Raw genomic sequence first — 18449 nt, 5'->3', positions numbered from 1 at the left:
CATGGCAGAACTTACAACGTTAGCCCGACCCTACGCGAAGGCCGTTTTTGATGCCGCGCAGGACCAGAACGCCGTTGATCAATGGGATCAGGCTCTGGCTTTTGCCGCTCAGGTTGCGGCTGACCAAGAGGTAAAGAACATCCTGGCCAACCCCGGCCTGTCTGAGCAACGCAAGGCGGAACTCTTCGCAGAGTGTTTTGAAGAGCCGCTGCCTGAAGCACTCAGAAACTTCCTGTTGATTCTTGCTGAAAACAAGCGTCTGGCCCTGCTGCCGGAGATTTCTGCTCTGTTCCGTTTGTATCGTGCAGACCTCGAGAAGTCTGTACACCTGACAATCGATACCGCATTCGACTTGTCTGCAGACGAGCAGCAGAAACTGATCGACGCACTGTCCAAAAAGCTGGAGCGCAAGGTCGAACTCGAGACCACCGTGGATCAGTCCCTGATCGGTGGCGTGATCGTACGAACAGGCGACCTGGTTATCGACGCTTCAGTCCGTGGCAAACTGGCCAGAATGGCCAGGGCTCTGGGCTCCTGATTTCAGCACAAGGTTTGAGGACAAAGGCATGCAGCAACTGAATCCATCCGAGATCAGTGACATCATCAAGAAGAGAATCGAGAAACTCGACATCTCTTCCGAAGCAAAAAACGAAGGTACGATCCTGTCTGTATCTGACGGTATCGTGCTGATCCACGGTCTGGCCGACGTTATGTACGGCGAGATGATTGAATTTGCCAACGGCACATACGGCATGGCGCTGAACCTGGAGCGTGATTCTGTTGGTGCGGTTGTTCTGGGTGACTACGAAGGTCTGGCCGAAGGCCAGAAGGTACGTTGTACTGGTCGTATCCTGGAAGTACCCGTTGGTAACGAACTGCTGGGCCGTGTGGTTGACTCCCTGGGTAACCCCATCGACGGTAAGGGCGAGCTGGGCAACAGCCTGACCTCCCCGGTCGAGAAGGTTGCACCGGGCGTTATCGCCCGTCAGTCCGTTGACGAGCCGGTACAGACTGGTCTGAAAGCCATCGATACCATGGTTCCCATCGGCCGCGGCCAGCGTGAGCTGATCATCGGCGACCGTCAGATCGGTAAGACCGCGGTTGCCATCGACGCGATCATCAACCAGAAGCACACCGGCATCAAGTGTATCTACGTTGCCGTTGGCCAGAAGCAGTCTTCCATTGCCGCCGTTGTGCGCAAGCTGGAAGAGCACGGTGCCATGGACCACACCATCGTGGTTGCTGCTGGTGCCGCCGATCCGGCCGCCATGCAGTTCCTGGCTCCGTACGCCGGTACTTCCATGGGTGAGTTCTTCCGCGACCGCGGTGAAGACGCCCTGATCGTATACGATGACCTGTCCAAACAGGCCGTTGCCTACCGTCAGATCTCCCTGCTGCTGCGTCGTCCGCCAGGACGTGAAGCATTCCCGGGTGACGTTTTCTACCTGCACTCCCGCCTGCTGGAGCGTGCGTCCCGTGTAAATGCTGACTACGTTGAGCAGTTCACCAACGGCGAAGTGAAAGGCAAGACCGGTTCCCTGACCGCGCTGCCGATCATCGAGACTCAGGCTGGTGACGTGTCTGCGTTCGTACCGACCAACGTAATTTCCATTACCGATGGTCAGATCTTCCTGGAAACCAACCTGTTCAACTCCGGTATCCGTCCGGCCATGAACGCCGGTATCTCTGTATCCCGGGTAGGTGGTGCAGCCCAGACCAAGATCATGAAGAAGCTCGGCGGTAACATCCGTCTGGCCCTGGCCCAGTACCGGGAACTGGCGGCGTTTGCCCAGTTCGCTTCTGACCTCGACGAAGCAACCCGTAAGCAGCTGGAGCATGGTCAGCGCGTCACCGAGCTGATGAAGCAGAACCAGTACAGCCCGATGACCGTTGCGGAAATGGGTACCGTACTGTTCGCAGCGAACGAAGGCTTCCTGGACGATGTGGATGTCAACAAGGTTGTGAAGTTCGAAGCCCAACTGCTGGACTGGATGCGGTCCGAGCAGAAGGAACTTCTGGACAAGATCGGCCCTGAAGGTAACTTCAACGACGACATCACTGCCGGCCTCAAAGCTGCTCTGGAGAAATTCAAGACCACTCAGAGCTGGTAAATCCAAAAGGCCCGCCGTTGTGCGGGCCTGCTGGTCCATTTGAGTGTCTAACTTGAAAAGGCAGTGACATATGGCCGTCGGAAAAGAAATACGTAACCAGATCGGAAGCATCAAGAGCACGCAGAAGATCACGTCTGCCATGGAAATGGTAGCCGCGAGCAAGATGCGTAAGGCTCAGGAGCGTATGCAGGCAACTCGCCCGTACGCTGAAAAGATGCGCCAGGTAATCGGACACATTGCGAAGTCCAACAAGGATTACCGCCATCCGTTCATGCAGGAGCGCGAGGTCAAGCGGATAGGCTACATTGTGGTCTCCTCTGATCGCGGTCTTTGCGGTGGTCTGAACACCAACGCGTTCAAGCTGCTCGTCAGAGAAATGCGTGAATGGAAACAACAAGGTATTGAGACCGATATCTGCGCTATTGGCCAGAAGGGTGCCTCCTTCTTCCGCAACTACGGCGGGAACGTGGTGGCAGCCGTGACGCACCTGGGCGATAGCCCGAGTGCAGATCAGCTGATCGGTAGCGTCAAGGTGATGCTGGATTCGTTCGTGGAAGGCAAGATCGACCGCCTGTTCCTGATCAGCAACGAATTCGTCAACACCATGACCCAGAGCCCGAAGGCGCTGCAGTTGCTGCCGCTGCCGGAAGGCGATGATGAAGAAATCGGTCACCAGTGGGATTACATCTACGAGCCGGATTCCCGTCCGATCCTTGACGGGCTGATGCCACGTTATATCGAATCCCAGGTGTATCAGGGTGTGGTAGAAAATCTGGCCTGTGAGCAGGCTGCCCGGATGATTGCCATGAAGAGCGCGACAGATAACGCTGGCAGCATCATTGACGAGCTTCAACTGGCCTACAACAAGGCCCGTCAGGCAGCGATCACACAAGAGATTTCGGAGATTGTGAGCGGCGCGGCATCTGTTGGTTAACGCTCACAGACCTACTGGTTTTATTGACTATCAAGATAACGAGGAACCGAGCATGAGTAGCGGACACATCGTTCAGATCATTGGCGCGGTTATCGACGTGGAATTTCCACGTGACTCCGTTCCAAGCGTTTACGACGCACTGCTGCTTGAAGGTGGCGAAACAACTCTGGAAGTCCAGCAGCAGCTGGGTGACGGCATTGTTCGTACCATCGCCATGGGCAGCACTGAGGGCCTGAAGCGTGGCCTGAAAGCAGAAAACACCGGCAAGCCGATCTCTGTACCTGTTGGTACACAGACTCTGGGCCGGATCATGGACGTTCTGGGTCGTCCCATCGACGAACAGGGCGACATCGGCGAAGAAGAGCGCTGGGCTATCCACCGCAAAGCACCGGGCTATGCCGATCAGGCAGCGTCTGCCGACCTGCTGGAAACCGGCATCAAGGTTATCGACCTGATCTGCCCGTTCGCCAAGGGTGGTAAGGTTGGTCTGTTCGGTGGTGCCGGCGTAGGCAAGACCGTAAACATGATGGAACTGATCAACAACATCGCGAAAGAGCACTCCGGTCTCTCCGTATTCGCAGGTGTTGGTGAGCGGACCCGGGAAGGTAACGACTTCTACTACGAAATGAAGGAGTCCAACGTTCTCGATAAGGTTGCCATGGTTTACGGCCAGATGAACGAGCCCCCTGGAAACCGTCTGCGTGTGGCCCTGACCGGTCTCACCATGGCTGAGAAGTTCCGTGACGAAGGCCGTGACGTACTGCTGTTCGTTGACAACATCTACCGTTACACCCTGGCCGGTACTGAGGTATCTGCACTGCTGGGTCGTATGCCTTCTGCGGTAGGTTACCAGCCGACCCTGGCGGAAGAGATGGGTCAGCTGCAGGAGCGTATCACCTCTACCAAGACCGGTTCCATCACTTCTATCCAGGCGGTCTACGTACCGGCGGATGACTTGACTGACCCGTCTCCGGCCACCACCTTCTCGCACCTTGACGCGACCGTGGTACTGAGCCGTGACATCGCTTCCAAGGGTATCTACCCGGCGATCGATCCGCTCGACTCCACCTCCCGTCAGCTGGATCCGCTGGTGATTGGTGAGCAGCACTACAACGTTGCTCGTGGTGTTCAGAACGTTCTGCAGCGCTACAAGGAACTGAAAGACATCATCGCGATCCTGGGTATGGACGAGCTGTCTGAAGACGACAAGCTGATCGTATCCCGCGCCCGTAAGATTGAGCGTTTCCTGTCGCAGCCGTTCCACGTTGCTGAAGTATTTACCGGTTCTCCGGGTAAGTACGTGTCTCTGAAAGAGACCATCGCCAGCTTCGAAGGCATTCTCAACGGTGACTACGACGACATGCCGGAGCAGGCGTTCTACATGTGCGGCGGCATCGAAGAAGCGATTGAGAAAGCTAAGGCAATGAAAGAGAAGGAAGGTAAGTAAGACACCTTTTTTCCTTTCTGACCCAAGAGGCGTATGAAATGGCTATGACCGTACATTGTGACGTCGTAAGTGCCGAGGAAAAAATCTATTCGGGCCTGGTGGAGATGCTGATCGCCACCGGTACCGAAGGTGAGCTTGGCATCCAGTATGGCCATGCTCCGCTACTGACCGAGCTGAAGCCCGGCGCAGTGCGGATCATCAAGCAGGGTGGCAGTGAGGAGATTCTGTACGTATCCGGTGGTTACCTGGAAGTACAGCCCAATCTGGTTACCCTGATGGCCGACACCGCCGTTCGTGCAAAGGATGTGGACGAAGCAGCGGCCCTGGAAGCCCAGAAGCAAGCCGAGAAGGCACTGGCGAACAAGACAGGCGAGTTCGAGTACTCGCGTGCTGCCGCCGAGCTGGCCGAAGCTGCCGCTCAGCTGCGCACCATCCAGAAGCTGCGCAAGCACCTGCGTTAAGCAGAGCCTGTGTCAGCGCCCGGACTGGCCTGACAGTGAACCGCATCCTCAGGTGGAGGGCCCGGTATTCCGGAAACGGAGTGTCGGCGATTCCACCGGGACGCGGTTTTTTCATTTATGGACGTTTTGAATACCGGAGCTGATTGCCCCATGAGCCCGTTACACGTTGTGATCCTGGCCGCAGGCCAGGGCTCCCGCATGAAATCCTCCCTGCCTAAGGTGCTGCACCCGGTGGCGGGTAAAGCCATGCTGCACCATGTGGTTGATACCGCAAAACAACTGGGCGCGGAGAAAATTCACACAGTGATTGGTCACGGGGCCGATCAGGTTCGGGCGTCTCTGGAAGACGACTCGGTGAACTGGGTGTTGCAGACCGAACAGCTGGGCACCGGCCATGCCGTGGCCCAGGCACTGCCGGCACTGCCGGATGATGCCCGGGTGTTGGTGTTGTACGGTGACGTCCCTCTGACTCGCAAAGATACCCTGGAAACCATGGTCGCCGACCTGGACGAACGGAATCTGGCTTTGCTGACGGTGGATATGGACAACCCCCACGGTTATGGCCGGATCGTTCGCAACGAACAAGGCCTGGTTCAGGCCATCGTTGAGCAGAAAGACGCGACCGCTGAACAGCAGCAGATTCAGGAAGTGAACACCGGCATTCTCGCGGTATCCGCCCGTCATCTGAAGCAATGGCTGCCCGCTCTGTCCAACAGCAATGCCCAGGGCGAGTATTATCTGACTGACATTATCGCGATGGCGGTCGACCACGGCTTGTCAGTGACGGTTTCCCAACCGCTGAATCCGTTTGAGGTTCAGGGCGTGAACAACCGCCTGCAACTGGCGGAACTGGAGCGCTGGTACCAGCGTCAGCAAGCCGAGCGTTTGATGACCGAGGGTGCATCCCTGGCGGACCCGGCCCGCATTGAGGTGCGCGGTGAGCTCACCATTGGCAACGACCTGTGGATAGACGTAAACGCGGTCTTTGAAGGCCGGGTGAGCCTCGGCAACAACGTCGTGATCGGACCCAACTGTGTGATCAAAGACGCCACCATCGCCGACGGTGCCGAGATCAAGGCCAACAGCGTGATTGAAGGTGCTGTAGTGGGTGCCAACGCCCAGATCGGGCCATTCGCGCGTCTGCGCCCGGGCACTGAACTGGCCGCCAACACCAAGGTTGGCAATTTTGTCGAAACCAAGAAGGCCGTGGTGGGTGAGGGCAGCAAGATCAATCACCTCAGTTACGTTGGTGATGCCTCACTGGGCCGTAATGTGAATGTGGGTGCAGGTACCATCACCTGCAATTATGATGGTGTGAACAAACACCAGACGGTATTGGGTGACGGGGTATTTGTCGGCTCCAATACCTCACTGGTCGCCCCGGTGAACGTAGCGGAACAGGCCACCATTGGTGCCGGCTCGACCATTACCCGCGATATCAGCGAAGGGGAACTGGCGGTGGCCCGTGGCAAGCAGCGCAACATCGCCGGCTGGGAACGGCCGAAAAAAGCGTAACCAACGATTAACGAACAGGTGATAACAGCATGTGTGGGATTGTAGGAGCGGTATCTGAACGGGATGTCCAGGGTATTCTGCTGGAGGGCCTGCGCCGCCTGGAATACCGGGGGTACGACTCCGCCGGCATGGCCGTCATCAATGGCCAGCACCTGGTGCAGCGAGCCCGGGAAGTTGGCAAGGTGGCGGCCCTGGCTGATGCCATTGAAGCAAACCCCCTGGCTGGTCACCTGGGTATCGCCCACACTCGCTGGGCCACCCACGGCGAGCCCTCTCAGGTAAACGCCCATCCCCATATGTCCGGCGAGCGGCTGGCCATCGTCCATAACGGCATCATCGAGAATTACCAGGAACTCCGGGATGAACTCAGGGCCGAGGGTTTTGAGTTCACCTCCCAGACCGATACCGAGGTGGTCGCGCACCTGATCGAGAAATACTTCCGTGAACAGGGCAAACTCTATGAGGCGGTAAAGTCGGCCATTCAGCGTCTGCGCGGTGCCTACGCCCTGGCCGTTGTTCATGCCGATGAGCCGGATCACCTGGTGGTCTGTCGCGAGGGCAGCCCTCTGGTGGTTGGCGTCGGTATTGGCGAGAACTTTATCGCGTCTGACCAGCTGGCCCTGTTGCCGGTGACCGACCGCTTCATGTTCCTGGAAGAGGGCGATATCGCCGATATCCGCAAGGACAACATCCGCATCCACGATCGCAGTGGTCAGCCGGTGGAGCGGACCATTACCCGTTTTGAACACGGTGCTGACTCTGCGGACAAAGGTGAATACCGCCACTTCATGCTCAAGGAAATCTACGAGCAACCGAAAGTGATCAAGGCCACCATGGAAGGCCGGATCACCGACAGCCGGGTCCTGGAGCAAGCCTTGGGAACCGATGCGGCCAACCTGCTGGATAACGTCCGTCACGTCCAGATCATCGCCTGTGGCACTTCGTACCATGCCGGCATGGTGGCCCGCTACTGGATTGAGGAACTGGCCGGCGTGCCTTGTTCGGTGGAAGTCGCTTCCGAGTTCCGCTACCGCAAACACGTGATTCAGCCCGACACCCTGTTCCTGTGCATTTCCCAGTCCGGTGAAACCGCCGACACTCTGGCGGCATTGCGCCAGGCCAAACAGGCGGGCTTCCGCGCGGCTCTGGCCATCTGCAACGTGCCGGGCAGCTCGCTGGTGCGGGAATCCGATCTGGTCATCATGACCCAGGCCGGTCCGGAAATTGGTGTGGCGTCGACCAAGGCGTTCACCACCCAGCTGACCGCCTTGCTGATCTTCACCCTGGCGCTGGCGCGCCATAATGGCCTGAGTGAAGAGAAAGAGGCAGACATCGTTGCCGCCATTCATCAGTTGCCCAAGCAGGTGAGTGATGTCCTCGCCCTGGATGCCGACATTGAAGAGATGTCCAAGGCGTTTATGGACAAGAACCACAGCCTGTTCCTGGGCCGCGGTTCCCAGTTCCCGGTGGCGATGGAAGGGGCCCTCAAGCTCAAGGAAATCTCTTACATCCACGCCGAGGCCTATCCCGCCGGCGAGCTCAAACACGGTCCGCTGGCATTGGTGGACAGTGAAATGCCGGTAGTCACGGTGGCACCGAACAACGACCTGGTGGAAAAGCTGAAATCCAATCTGGAGGAAGTTCGCGCCCGTGGCGGTGAGCTGTTCGTTTTTGCCGACAAGGCCGCGAATGTGAAGCCTGAGGAAGGCATCCACGTAATGCAACTGCCGTCCGTGCACGAGATCACCGCGCCCATCGTGTACACCGTGCCACTGCAGCTGCTGTCTTATCATGTGGCGGTGTTGAAGGGTACGGATGTGGACCAGCCGCGGAACCTGGCCAAGAGTGTGACGGTGGAATAACCGGTTTTCCCTTCCAGGTGTTTGTTGTGGCCTGGTAATAAAGTCGGTAACAAGGTAATAAAGTTGGTAACTTCCGGCTTCGCCGCAAACCTGAATTCATTAAGTCACAAGGTTTATCAACAACTTAACCGACCACCACCGCACCTTAGTTCGTTCTGAGAACGTGACTTTCCGCCTGAAAGTTACCAACTCTATTTTTTATTCAGGTTTTTTCAGTGCGGAAGAATGCGGACTATAGCGGCGTTTTGTTACCAACTTTTTTATGATCTGACAGTTTGATGTGGAATGGTAATAAAGTTGGTAAAAAGGTAAAAGAGTTGGTAACTTTGGAATAAAGTTGGTAACAGACGGCCGGTGTGGCAAAGTTTGGCTATTCTCCTATGGAGCTCTCGGGAATGGCCAACTACAAACTCGACAAAAAAACTGAAAAGTGGATCAAGGAAAACCGTGGCAAAGGTAATGGTAAAGACTACCATCCATGGCTCACCGTCAGAGACCTACCCTCCGAGGGGCGTTCACACCGGGTGATGGGCCACCTGACAGGGCGAACCCATCATTTCTTTTCTGACACAGAACTTGCGGCTTTTTTGTTAATTGAATGGAACCCGGATGTCATCGATATCCGTGAGCAGTTTCCGCTAAGAATAGAAGACACTTTCTCACTGGCTGAACAAGCGAAAATTCCTCATCCCGCAGCAAGCGGATACCTCCAGATCATGTCCAGCGATTTTTTTGTCGACCTATCCACGTCGACTGGGCCACAGAGCATGGCCATCCAGGTGAAAGTCTCATCCGACCTAATGGATCCACGAACAGTAGAAAAACTGGAAATTGAGCGTCGGTATTGGAAGCTTAAAGGTATCCCCTGGTATCTGATAACCGAGAAGCAGATGCCCTCCACTGTAATGGCGAATCTTGATCTGCTTTATTCCGCGCGAGTGCAAGATGAGAGCCTGGAGGTCCTATTTCAGAGTTTGCCGATCTATGTAAGTACGTTGGCAGATAACCCTAATACCAGACTCCCGGATATTGGAATGCTGATTGACCACTCTTACTCACTTGAGCCAGGCACATCGCTGGCTAGGTTACGGGCGCTGGCAGCTTTGAGAGTATTAACGTTCGATATCTCCATCCCGTGGAACAAGCTGGTATCACGAGACCTGCATGTAGTAGAGGATATAGGGTTACTGAGGGCGGGTTATGCTGCGAATCAATGACGTCTTCAAGCTCGGGCAGGAGCGGTATCGCATATTGGCATTGGTGGGCCAACACGCTATCTGGATGAATATTGACTCAGATAAAGCGTGGCCTGAGCTAGTCAAAGCCACAGAGATCGAGCAATGGATATTGGATGAATCACTTCGCCGGGTAGAAGATCCCTACTCGGAGCTCGCCTCGCTAGCCGTTGAACAGGGCAGTAAAGCCCAAGTGATTCGGGACCAGCGGTATGAGTTAATAGCGCCTTTGATTGTTGATGAAGAAATTTATTACCGCAGTGGCAGGGGCCGGTTAGTCCAGTCTCGTAGTGACGAAACCGACAAACCCAGAAAATCGCTTTATAAAAACCTCCGTCAGTTTTGGCAGAGAGGAGCGGTGCCTAATGCCTTGTTGCCTGATTACCGAAAGTCCGGAGGAAAGGGCCAGAGAAAAGTATCCAGGAAGAAATTGGGTCGACCCCGGAAAATTTCGCCGGGTACCGGGATTACCGTCGATGGCGCCATCGGAAAGATGTTTCGTCTGATACTTGATCGCTACTACGTGAACGACAAGGGCTATAGCCTGCCGTATGCCCATCGACGATTCATCGACATGTTCGAGGCTGCTAATCCCGATGTACGGCCAGAAGATTATCCAACACTTGATCAAATCAGATATTTCTACCGCAGAGAATATGAAAACGCCGATCGGATTCGCTTAAGAGCAAACAGAATTTCCTACCAGAAAGATATAAGACCGTTAACAGGGACCGCCACAGCAGGAGTGCTGGGCCCAGGCTCAAGATATGAAATTGATGCAACGATTGCTGATGTTTACCTGCTATCGGCAGACCGGCAACGGATCATCGGTCGTCCGACTCTGTATGTGGTGGTTGATGTCTTTAGTCGCATGGTAGCGGGCTTTTACATAGGGTTGGAAAATCCATCCTATGTCACAGCCATGAGTGCTCTGACTACCTCCATGTCAGACAAGATTGAACTCTGCGCCCATTATGATCTGGAGATTACGCAAGAGCAGTGGCCAACCGTTGGGATCCCAAATGCCATCCTTGCGGACCGTGGGGAATTACTAGGGCATCAGATTGAATCCCTGGAGAAAGCGTTTGGCGTGCGTATTGAAACTGCACCTCCATATCGCGGAGATGCGAAAGGGATAGTTGAGCGTTATTTCCGAACCCTGCAAGCAGAATTCAAACCGTTTACGCCGGGTGTCGTGACAGGAACAAAAGTCAGAAAACAGGGGGGAAAGGACTACAGGCTTGATGCAACACTCACGCTGGATGATTTCACCCAAATTATGCTCGCCTCGATCCTTCACCGGAACCAATATGCCGTGCTGTCAAAGTACGACCGCGATCCGGACATGCCAAACGATATGGCGTTAACCCCTCTCAACATCTGGAATTGGGGTATACAGAATCGAACCGGTCGCTTGAAGAACGTATCGGAGCAAGCCTTGCGCATTGCTTTGTTGCCACGCCAAAAAGTTCACCTTTCTGATTTGGGGGTTAGCTGTTTTGGTGCTTATTACACGTCTAAGGAGTTATTAGCATCTGGCTGGCTGCACAGGAACGGAGATCGCAGAGTCACCGGCCTCCAGGCAGCTTATGATCCTGCAGTAGCTGATTATATTTATCTGTTCCCGGAAAAAGACAGTTCGGAATACTGGGTGTGTTCTCTAACAGATCGTTCGCGCCAGTTTCGCGGCAAGTCTATGTGGGAGTTATGGGCCAGTCAGGAAGAACAACGAAAAGCGATGAGCGTTGCCAAAGTGGCCGAGACAACCAGCAAACGGGAGTTGGAAAATCTGGTCAGCAACACTATCAAAAACGCTGAGCGTTCGCGCCCCGCCATCAAAAAACAGCAATCGAAAGCCGCGACAGTCCGAGGCATACGTGATAATCGCAAGCAAGAGCGAGATGCTCAAAGAGCTGAACAAACGAAGGCGCGGCAACCTGACACTAGTAAACCGAAATCTGATGTAACCTACCTACATGGCAAGCCCGACGATGGCGCCTTCCCGGATTTTTTGGATGAGCTGTTTGGAGACGATGAATGACTTTACCTTCAGGCATGGTGAGGGCCGTTTACCAGGACACCGGGATACCGTCATATCATGGCAATCCATTGATTGAGGCTTTACCGCCAATACCAGACCGTAAACAGCTCATAGCGGGGCTCAGTGAGGCTATGGAGCTTCGACCGACAGAAGTATATCTGGACGGCCAGACACGAGTGCACATTATCGCCCAGCTTCTGGACGGTTTTTTTCAGCCGTTGGCGCGCCACATCGAGCTTGAATCAAAAATCTCGATCATGCTGCGTCAGGGATATGTGGGGCGCAATATTGCCACTGGTGATCTTTCGGCCCACCTACAAAACGGATATGAGCGAATCAAGAGCGGAGACTTGAAGGCATTTCGCTTTGATCACGTGGAGTCGACTGCGAAAAGCCTGGTGTTTATCGGGTGCTCAGGTTCCGGGAAGACGAGCTCTCTAAACCGTATTCTGGCAACGTATCCGCAGATGATTCACCACCCGGAACACAATTTCACACAGATTGTTTTCCTGAAAATCGACTGCCCCCACGACGGTGCTCTCAAGAGCCTGTGCCATAACTTTTTCCGGGAAATTGATTCCATCCTTGGGACAGATTATGTCCGGCGCTATGGCGAAAAACGCCACGGCGTAGAAACAATGATTGCGTTGATGTCGCAGCTGGCAAACACCTATGCTATTGGCCTACTGGTCATTGATGAAATTCAGCACTTGAATGTTCGTGCCTCCGGCGGTGCAGAGAAAATGCTGAACTTCTTCGTAACGTTGGTAAACGAGATTTCTGTACCGGTGGTAATGGTCGGTACACCGAAGGCTCGACCGGTCTTTGAAACAGACCTGAGGTCTGCTCGGCGAGGGGCAGGATTTGGATCAATATTATGGGAACCCTTGCGCCAGCCTGCGCCTGAAGAAAACATAAATAAAACCGAATGGGGCGCATTCACAAAAAAGCTCTGGAGATACCAGTGGCTGAAAAAGGCCAGTGATACTATCTCGGATGATTTGAGGGATCTTTGGTTTGATCTGTCTCAGGGCATCATGGATGTCGTCATCAAGTTGTTCGTGTTGTCCCAGATACGGGCGGTTGTAACAGGCACGGAACGAATCACGCCCAATATCATGAAAAAGGTTTATCACGACGAACTGAAGCCGATACACCCGATGATGGAAGCTCTGCGTTCCGGAGACCCGAGCAAGATAGCCCAATACTCAGACCTCACGATCCCTGATGTGGATAAGAAGATTCTGGAACTCAGTGCCCTCTTGGAATCAAGTAAAGACCAGATCCGGAAATCCGTTCAGTACAACGGCAACGATCAGGCAATTCGGCTGCACAACCTGCTGGTCGATATGGGCCATGAATCAGACCTTTTGGAGCCGTTAATTCAACGAGCGTTCGAGGAGTACCCTGACTTACAGCTGAAATACCTGATGCCCATCATTCTTGACTGGTACCATTCTTCCGAAAAGACGCTACCGGTGACGGGAAAGCGAAAAATCAAATCGATTAAAGTGAAAGAATGGCACACCCTTGAGTCAGACGATTTGCGATTTCTGCACTCCCAGGCGGCAAACGAGGACGAAATGCTGGATGCCGCGCGTCAATCGGGTCTGGTTTTTAACAGCGACGAGTGGCTCGGTTCTGGTAACCAGGCATAGCTGCCATGTTGAACTTCCCGATTCCGTACCCTGAAGAGCTGATATATAGCACCGTGGCCAGGGCAGGTATTCGGAAAGGAATTGCCAGCCCCAAGGAATTACTGACCGAAATTTATGGCAACCGCAATGTTATTGCAACGCTGGATTTGCCCAATCAATTGTCGAGGATTTCTCGGTGGCTGCCCCCTGATTATAGCGTTGAAGTGATTGCCTACTGCCACACGCTATTCCCCTTGTATGCCCCGTTTATCCCGGAAGAACGCCGAAAACGGTGCCTGGCATGGATGGCTGGAAAATCTCGAGGTGCGGCCCACCTGGCGATGGGTGTCGCTGCATCGCTTGTAAAAGTGCCTGGCCGTGTTCGATATTGTCCCGGGTGCCTCAAAGAGCAACAACGTACCTATGGAGAGTATTTCTGGAAGCGGGAGTGGCAGATAGCCGGAGTGGACTGTTGTGAGAAGCACGGCGAACTCTTACATACGGCCATTACCCGCCCCTTAGTTGATCAGCACCGCTACCATGACGCTTCGCCAGCCACTTGTCCGATATTCCCTCAAAAACCTGCTCGTAACGAATCAAAGATGGTTCTGACTCAGGTTAGGGAGCTATTGGAACAGCGACCGGCCATTTCACCGAGTTATGACCAGTGGTCTTCTCACTACCACCGATTGGCTCAACAGTCTGGTTTTATTCGCGGCCAGGCTCACATTGACCATGCTGCCATTGCCAAGTCTGTTTCAGATCACTGGCCTGCGAGGTTTTTGCGCCGATATGGTTTGGGGATAGATCGGAATTCGGATTACTGCTGGCTACGAGCGATTTTCCGGAAGCACCGGAAATCCTTTAGCTATCTGCAGCACATCGTTGTTCACCAAGCGTTGATCCCTGAGTGCTGGTCTATTACCGATGTTATTGAGGGTGTCAGAGAGTTGCCCTTGCCCGTACCTCCAGAATCATTAGAGTCAACCGGAAAGGCACACATTGGGTCTAAAGATGGTTTGACGCCAGATCAGAACGACTGGATTAAAATGCTGGCAGACCGGTCACCGAAAAAGGCCCGTGTGGCGGCCCCGGCACTTTACGCCCGGTTGTATCGGTACGATCGATTGTGGCTGAAGCAGGTCAATCAAGCTCAACCACGAACACAGGTTCTTAAAAGAAAACCGAGAATTGATTGGCGGCAGCGGGACCGGCATTATTTAACCAAACTGCGGGAAATTCTCAGGTTTTTGCGTGCGGCCCCACGCGGCCCCCGGCATTCACAAACGTATTTGCTGAAACAACTGGGTAAGCTCTCCACGCTGGAAAAGGCACTCAATCGGTTGCCGCGAACCCGTCGACTGCTGGCACGTTATACCGAAAGCGTTCCCGAATACCAGGTACGGCGGCTGAGAAATGCTTGGTGGGAATTAAAGCAGGAGTTTCAGTACCCACCACGTTGGCGTTTGATCCGTATCGCCGGGCTAAGTGAAACACGACTTACAGACCAAGCACGGAAATACCTGCATGGCCTCGAAGAAAACGAAGAAGACACCAACGTTCAGGGGAATCAAGGACAATAGCCAGGTTAAAGAAATCGGCTCAATGGTTCGTGATCTGCGAAATCCAAACTGGTACATCGAGGTGAAGCTGGATCCGGCCCAAGACAAGGAAAAGTTTGGCATATCGCAGCTGGGTCTGATACCGAGGCGACGTGTATTAAATGTGACACACGCCGGAGCCTCCAAGGTCGCCGGTTATGAAAAGGGCTTAAAGATAAACAGTACCAGCACCTGGTCACATTGCCGGATAGCCGACTGTCCAATAGTCAACATTCGTAGGCAGGGAGACCGGCAACAATGGTGTTTTAGCTTTAAAGCCGGCGATACACAGTTTTTCCTGCCACAAATAGAACTGGCCCGGGCTCTTTTTTTCCATTCGGCCTATCTGACCCGCCTGGCATTGAATTCAAATGGACTAGACGAGGAGTTCGACGTTCAGATGGGTGAGAACCCGAATAGGGCAGAGATACATATCTTGCCAAGTAGTTCTCTGCCCATGGTAGTGCGAGGTAACCCCAGCCAACGCAGAATTCTGGCGTGGCTGTTGTTGAATAAAGAGGTCCGGAACTCGTTTCAAAGCATCGCCCAGTACCAGCTGACAGAGGGCGAGATTAGGAATGGGCGCCGGTACTGGCCGTTCCGTTTTGATCCTCCTCCTTTGGAAAAGGTGAAAATGAAGGTGCGAGGTCAGTACGTCAAAGAATCCGAGCTTTTCTTCGTGTATGAAATCCACAGCCTTACAAACCTGAGTAGCCAGATCCCGAGAGAGATTGAGTTCATTGATCCGAAATTCACTGAGCAAAAAACAGGGAAAAAAGGAAATTCTATAGAAAGGAGGAGATCGGATGGCCCGCCTGAGATTAATGATGACGAGATGCCAACCACGGATGCAGATGAGTATGTTCTGGACGTCCCAGAAGTAGAATTGGAGTTCTCCGAACCTGCTTATACCACCCGCAAGTCTTCGGATGGCAGACGCCGGTCTGGCTCCAGTAAGGGACAATCAGAGGAAGGCCTTGATGATTCGACTAATAGCCAAACGGATGTCAGTACTGATGAGCCAACCGTTCGGGGAGAGATACCAGTCGGCGTTCCTGATGGCATTGATGACCAAAGTGACGATTCACATCTATTCACCCGCAAATTTGAAGCATTTATTGCCATGAGCAACCTATTGGAAATCAAAGGTTGCCGAATCGTGGCTGAAGAAATGATTCCGCTACCGGCGTTGAAAGGACACTCGAAACATCGACTGCCAGATGGTAACCCAAGATACTTGCTTTACCGTGTGTTCAGATATAAAAACCAGAATTATGCATTGGTGGAGGTTGATACCGTAGACTCTGAAGCAAGACTCTCGACACTGCTTCTGAAGCAACCATCTGAAAAATATGATTGGCACTCAAAGCTTTCGAATATGGGCTGGTCGTTGGTGAAGACTTCCTTACGTTGGCCCACCAATAAGAGGCTTGAAAAGGACTTTCCTGCCGGGTTTCGTCGAGTTCCTCATCAACAAAACATCCAATCAAGACTGGGCCGAAAAGACACCGCTACATTGAGCCATTGGATGGGCCGGCTCTATTCTGTACTTGCTGATTTACATACTACTCAGTTGCCCTAGGTACACGAGCCCAATCCTGGCTTAGTGCTACTCCATAGGTTCGATGGTTACTGCCCCTGTCATATCCCGCCCATTGTTCACCAGCAGAGTGAACTCATCATCCGGATGGATTCCCTGCTGAAAACATTGCGTATGCCGTAGCCATCCCTCACTGCACAAGCCACTGAAATAGGGAGGTAGCCCACCCTCTGTGACATACGGCTCTTCCCGCAGAGGAAGGCTCAAAGAGAGTATGGGGAGGCCGTTCCTTACATAGTCCCGGTCGTACTGAAACGACACCATGTTGCCTGTGCGTTCGAGTATGCCGGCGACGCGGTCATGCAGTTTAACGATGGCTTTCATATCACTCCGATAGGCATAAATTGATAGATGCCTGTGGCTACAGACTTAATCAGCGTTGGATTTGTCATGTCGGGATGCGATGGCGTACTGCACCGTTCTGGTGATGCCGACAACAATCGGTGCTGCGGTAGCCACAATTATGGGATGCATGGTGATGACCTCAAAACAAAGTTGATGAATTCAGTATAACCCGCGTCAGGGATCGAAGGTCTGGCCTGGCATTGGGTTCTTTAGTCAGCCTACATGCGTTCTGCAAATTTCGTTGGTTCAAGTGTTTTAGGTGACCTGACCGTGATGATCGTAAAAGACGTTGCGAGTTCGCCGTCACACTCCCTCTGCTCGTATAGATCGGTAAAGGCAATGACGCTGTGTTTTGGGTGTATGTTATAGCACTCACCCTCCATAGCTCGTGTCAGATTGGCTATCCACCAGATTTGACAATCTCTCTGACAGCATCGCGCAGCAGTTAAGAGTCCTTGCCTTCACTCTATGGAATTTCAAGTCTTTATGAGAAATTTACAACCTCTATTTCTTGCGCAAATTATACGCCCCTCGTCATCAAGGCCCTTCACATACTCTAACCCTTCAAGATCTGCCACATCGAAGATTGGATTCCAAAACTCAATGTCGGTATAGCTCTTCGGAATCTTATCGTAACGATACTGGCATTCAGAAAAGCCACCTTTCAATTCAATAAACAGAGACTCACCAGCACTCACGCCAACAACTATCTTCGGGACGAAGCGATTGTAGTACCAGGACAATTCCAGTTTTCTTTTTCTGAGTCGAACGCGGCAGCCGAAGCACCCGGGATAGCCGCGTGTCTTGTCGGTACGATGAGCTATGTTGTGGGACCAGAAGTGACCACAGAGTCGCTGCGCCAGATAGCGGTATCTCGCTTGCTCCTATTTGAAACGGCACTCGCGATCCTAATCGCACGATGGGTCAGAGCTGCCACGGGCTTTTGCCCTTTTCGGGCACACAAGGCAGATTCAAGTGCTAAAGCAACGGAGGTGCTTCAAGCCAACGCTGTTTCGGCAGTGTAAAGATCCAATTGATATCAATGTTGAGAGAGAAATCCGATGACAATCGAACTAAAGCCTACCCTCGGAGCGACGAACAAAGTGAGGAACGCAATGGGCCTTCAGCAGCGGCAAATCGTTTCTAGCACAAAATCGGCTCGGTCGGTCACACTGGTGTACGGAAGCAACCTGACTTCGTAGCCAAGTGCCCGGTAGGTTGCATCCAAGTGAGCGTATTCAGCCTTAGCCTCGAGAAAGGTATGCCGCCGTGCCTCGTCGACGCAATAGATTTCCGGCCAAGGCGGTGCGAGGAACACGAGCCGCCCATAGGGGCGGGATTTGCCCAGACTTCGCGCCAACGACACACCACAGAGTCGCTGAAGCGCTGCAGCGGCGTCGATCAGCCCGCGATCGAAGAAAACCGGTCCAGCTACCCATGCCGCCCCTTCGAGATCCATTGTGGCGACACGCAGCACCTCACGCAGAAAGGCCTCCATGTCGGTCCATGGCAGTGCGTTGCCGCCTTGCTGAATCTGATCAAGGATGACCCTCCGCCCAGGTTCGTCGATGGTCGCACGATCACGCCGCCGCAGCTCCCCGAGCAAAGTCGACTTGCCGCCGCCAGAGCACCCCGAAATGACTACCTGAGATGGCATCGA

15 protein-coding genes are annotated in these 18449 nt (G+C 53.6%); 12 read left to right on the top strand and 3 right to left on the bottom strand.

Annotation, left to right across the window (positions count from 1 at the left end):
* Position 1: 1 nt before the first annotated feature.
* From Q674_RS27705 to Q674_RS27650, 12 genes are all read left to right on the top strand, one after another.
* Complete coding sequence (locus Q674_RS27705; protein ID WP_011787279.1) at positions 2–538, top strand: F0F1 ATP synthase subunit delta; 537 nt, start codon at positions 2–4, stop codon at positions 536–538.
* 28 nt (positions 539–566) lie between these two features.
* Positions 567–2111, top strand: coding sequence for a F0F1 ATP synthase subunit alpha (atpA, locus tag Q674_RS27700; RefSeq protein WP_011787278.1), 1545 nt, complete (start codon positions 567–569; stop codon positions 2109–2111).
* Positions 2112–2181: 70 nt separating this feature from the next.
* Positions 2182–3045, top strand: coding sequence for a F0F1 ATP synthase subunit gamma (gene atpG / locus Q674_RS27695; RefSeq protein ID WP_023008488.1), 864 nt, complete (start codon positions 2182–2184; stop codon positions 3043–3045).
* Between the two features lie 52 nt (positions 3046–3097).
* Positions 3098–4492 (top strand): F0F1 ATP synthase subunit beta, encoded by a 1395-nt coding sequence (gene atpD / locus Q674_RS27690; protein WP_011787276.1) that lies wholly within the window; start codon positions 3098–3100, stop codon positions 4490–4492.
* Between the two features lie 38 nt (positions 4493–4530).
* On the top strand, positions 4531–4953 hold the full coding sequence (locus Q674_RS27685; RefSeq protein WP_014423136.1) for a F0F1 ATP synthase subunit epsilon: 423 nt from the start codon (positions 4531–4533) through the stop codon (positions 4951–4953).
* Positions 4954–5103: 150 nt separating this feature from the next.
* Complete coding sequence (glmU, locus tag Q674_RS27680; protein WP_023008487.1) at positions 5104–6468, top strand: bifunctional UDP-N-acetylglucosamine diphosphorylase/glucosamine-1-phosphate N-acetyltransferase GlmU; 1365 nt, start codon at positions 5104–5106, stop codon at positions 6466–6468.
* 29 nt (positions 6469–6497) lie between these two features.
* Complete coding sequence (gene glmS, locus Q674_RS27675) at positions 6498–8330, top strand: glutamine--fructose-6-phosphate transaminase (isomerizing) (protein ID WP_023008486.1); 1833 nt, start codon at positions 6498–6500, stop codon at positions 8328–8330.
* A gap of 395 nt (positions 8331–8725) precedes the next feature.
* Positions 8726–9547, top strand: coding sequence for a heteromeric transposase endonuclease subunit TnsA (locus Q674_RS27670; RefSeq protein ID WP_023008485.1), 822 nt, complete (start codon positions 8726–8728; stop codon positions 9545–9547).
* The gene (locus Q674_RS27665) at positions 9531–11606 is read left to right on the top strand and encodes an integrase catalytic domain-containing protein (protein ID WP_023008484.1); all 2076 of its coding nucleotides are present in this window, start codon (positions 9531–9533) and stop codon (positions 11604–11606) included. Before Q674_RS27670 ends, Q674_RS27665 begins: the two co-directional genes overlap by 17 nt.
* Complete coding sequence (locus tag Q674_RS27660) at positions 11603–13264, top strand: AAA family ATPase (RefSeq protein WP_023008483.1); 1662 nt, start codon at positions 11603–11605, stop codon at positions 13262–13264. The genes Q674_RS27665 and Q674_RS27660 overlap by 4 nt, the downstream gene beginning before the upstream one ends.
* 5 nt (positions 13265–13269) lie before the next feature.
* A complete protein-coding gene (locus Q674_RS27655; RefSeq protein ID WP_023008482.1) occupies positions 13270–14826 on the top strand; it encodes a TnsD family Tn7-like transposition protein in 1557 nt (518 codons plus the stop codon).
* Complete coding sequence (locus tag Q674_RS27650) at positions 14771–16426, top strand: Tn7-like element transposition protein TnsE (protein ID WP_023008481.1); 1656 nt, start codon at positions 14771–14773, stop codon at positions 16424–16426. Before Q674_RS27655 ends, Q674_RS27650 begins: the two co-directional genes overlap by 56 nt.
* 27 nt (positions 16427–16453) lie before the next feature.
* Here the strand turns inward: Q674_RS27650 and Q674_RS27645 are convergent, their stop codons facing one another.
* The 3 genes from Q674_RS27645 to Q674_RS27635 form a co-directional block, all read right to left on the bottom strand.
* On the bottom strand, positions 16454–16768 hold the full coding sequence (locus tag Q674_RS27645; protein WP_023008480.1) for a HipA N-terminal domain-containing protein: 315 nt from the start codon (positions 16766–16768) through the stop codon (positions 16454–16456).
* Between the two features lie 497 nt (positions 16769–17265).
* On the bottom strand, positions 17266–17652 hold the full coding sequence (gene mobI / locus Q674_RS41430; RefSeq protein WP_227501200.1) for a conjugative transfer protein MobI(A/C): 387 nt from the start codon (positions 17650–17652) through the stop codon (positions 17266–17268).
* Positions 17653–17912: 260 nt separating this feature from the next.
* Positions 17913–18446, bottom strand: a complete 534-nt coding sequence (locus Q674_RS27635; RefSeq protein ID WP_031209969.1) for an AAA family ATPase — start codon at positions 18444–18446, stop codon at positions 17913–17915.
* Between the last annotated feature and the right edge of the window lie 3 nt (positions 18447–18449).

This window comes from Marinobacter sp. EVN1 (assembly GCF_000475375.1).
Taxonomy (GTDB): Bacteria; Pseudomonadota; Gammaproteobacteria; order Pseudomonadales; family Oleiphilaceae; genus Marinobacter; species Marinobacter nauticus.
Note: the sequence above shows the minus strand (reverse complement) of the source record. Positions and strands in the feature narration are given on the sequence as shown.

Bases quoted from the DNA above. Each gene is read 5' to 3' on its own strand.
- atpG (WP_023008488.1), top strand. From the start codon at position 2,182: ATGGCCGTCGGAAAAGAAATACGTAACCAGATCGGAAGCATCAAGAGC.
- glmU (WP_023008487.1), top strand. From the start codon at position 5,104: ATGAGCCCGTTACACGTTGTGATCCTGGCCGCAGGCCAGGGCTCCCGC.
- atpA (WP_011787278.1), top strand. From the start codon at position 567: ATGCAGCAACTGAATCCATCCGAGATCAGTGACATCATCAAGAAGAGA.
- Q674_RS27660 (WP_023008483.1), top strand. From the start codon at position 11,603: ATGACTTTACCTTCAGGCATGGTGAGGGCCGTTTACCAGGACACCGGG.
- glmS (WP_023008486.1), top strand. From the start codon at position 6,498: ATGTGTGGGATTGTAGGAGCGGTATCTGAACGGGATGTCCAGGGTATT.
- Q674_RS27655 (WP_023008482.1), top strand. From the start codon at position 13,270: ATGTTGAACTTCCCGATTCCGTACCCTGAAGAGCTGATATATAGCACC.
- Q674_RS27650 (WP_023008481.1), top strand. From the start codon at position 14,771: ATGGCCTCGAAGAAAACGAAGAAGACACCAACGTTCAGGGGAATCAAG.
- Q674_RS27670 (WP_023008485.1), top strand. From the start codon at position 8,726: ATGGCCAACTACAAACTCGACAAAAAAACTGAAAAGTGGATCAAGGAA.
- atpD (WP_011787276.1), top strand. From the start codon at position 3,098: ATGAGTAGCGGACACATCGTTCAGATCATTGGCGCGGTTATCGACGTG.
- Q674_RS27645 (WP_023008480.1), bottom strand. From the start codon at position 16,768: ATGAAAGCCATCGTTAAACTGCATGACCGCGTCGCCGGCATACTCGAA.
- Q674_RS27705 (WP_011787279.1), top strand. From the start codon at position 2: ATGGCAGAACTTACAACGTTAGCCCGACCCTACGCGAAGGCCGTTTTT.
- Q674_RS27665 (WP_023008484.1), top strand. From the start codon at position 9,531: ATGCTGCGAATCAATGACGTCTTCAAGCTCGGGCAGGAGCGGTATCGC.
- Q674_RS27685 (WP_014423136.1), top strand. From the start codon at position 4,531: ATGGCTATGACCGTACATTGTGACGTCGTAAGTGCCGAGGAAAAAATC.
- Q674_RS27635 (WP_031209969.1), bottom strand. From the start codon at position 18,446: ATGCCATCTCAGGTAGTCATTTCGGGGTGCTCTGGCGGCGGCAAGTCG.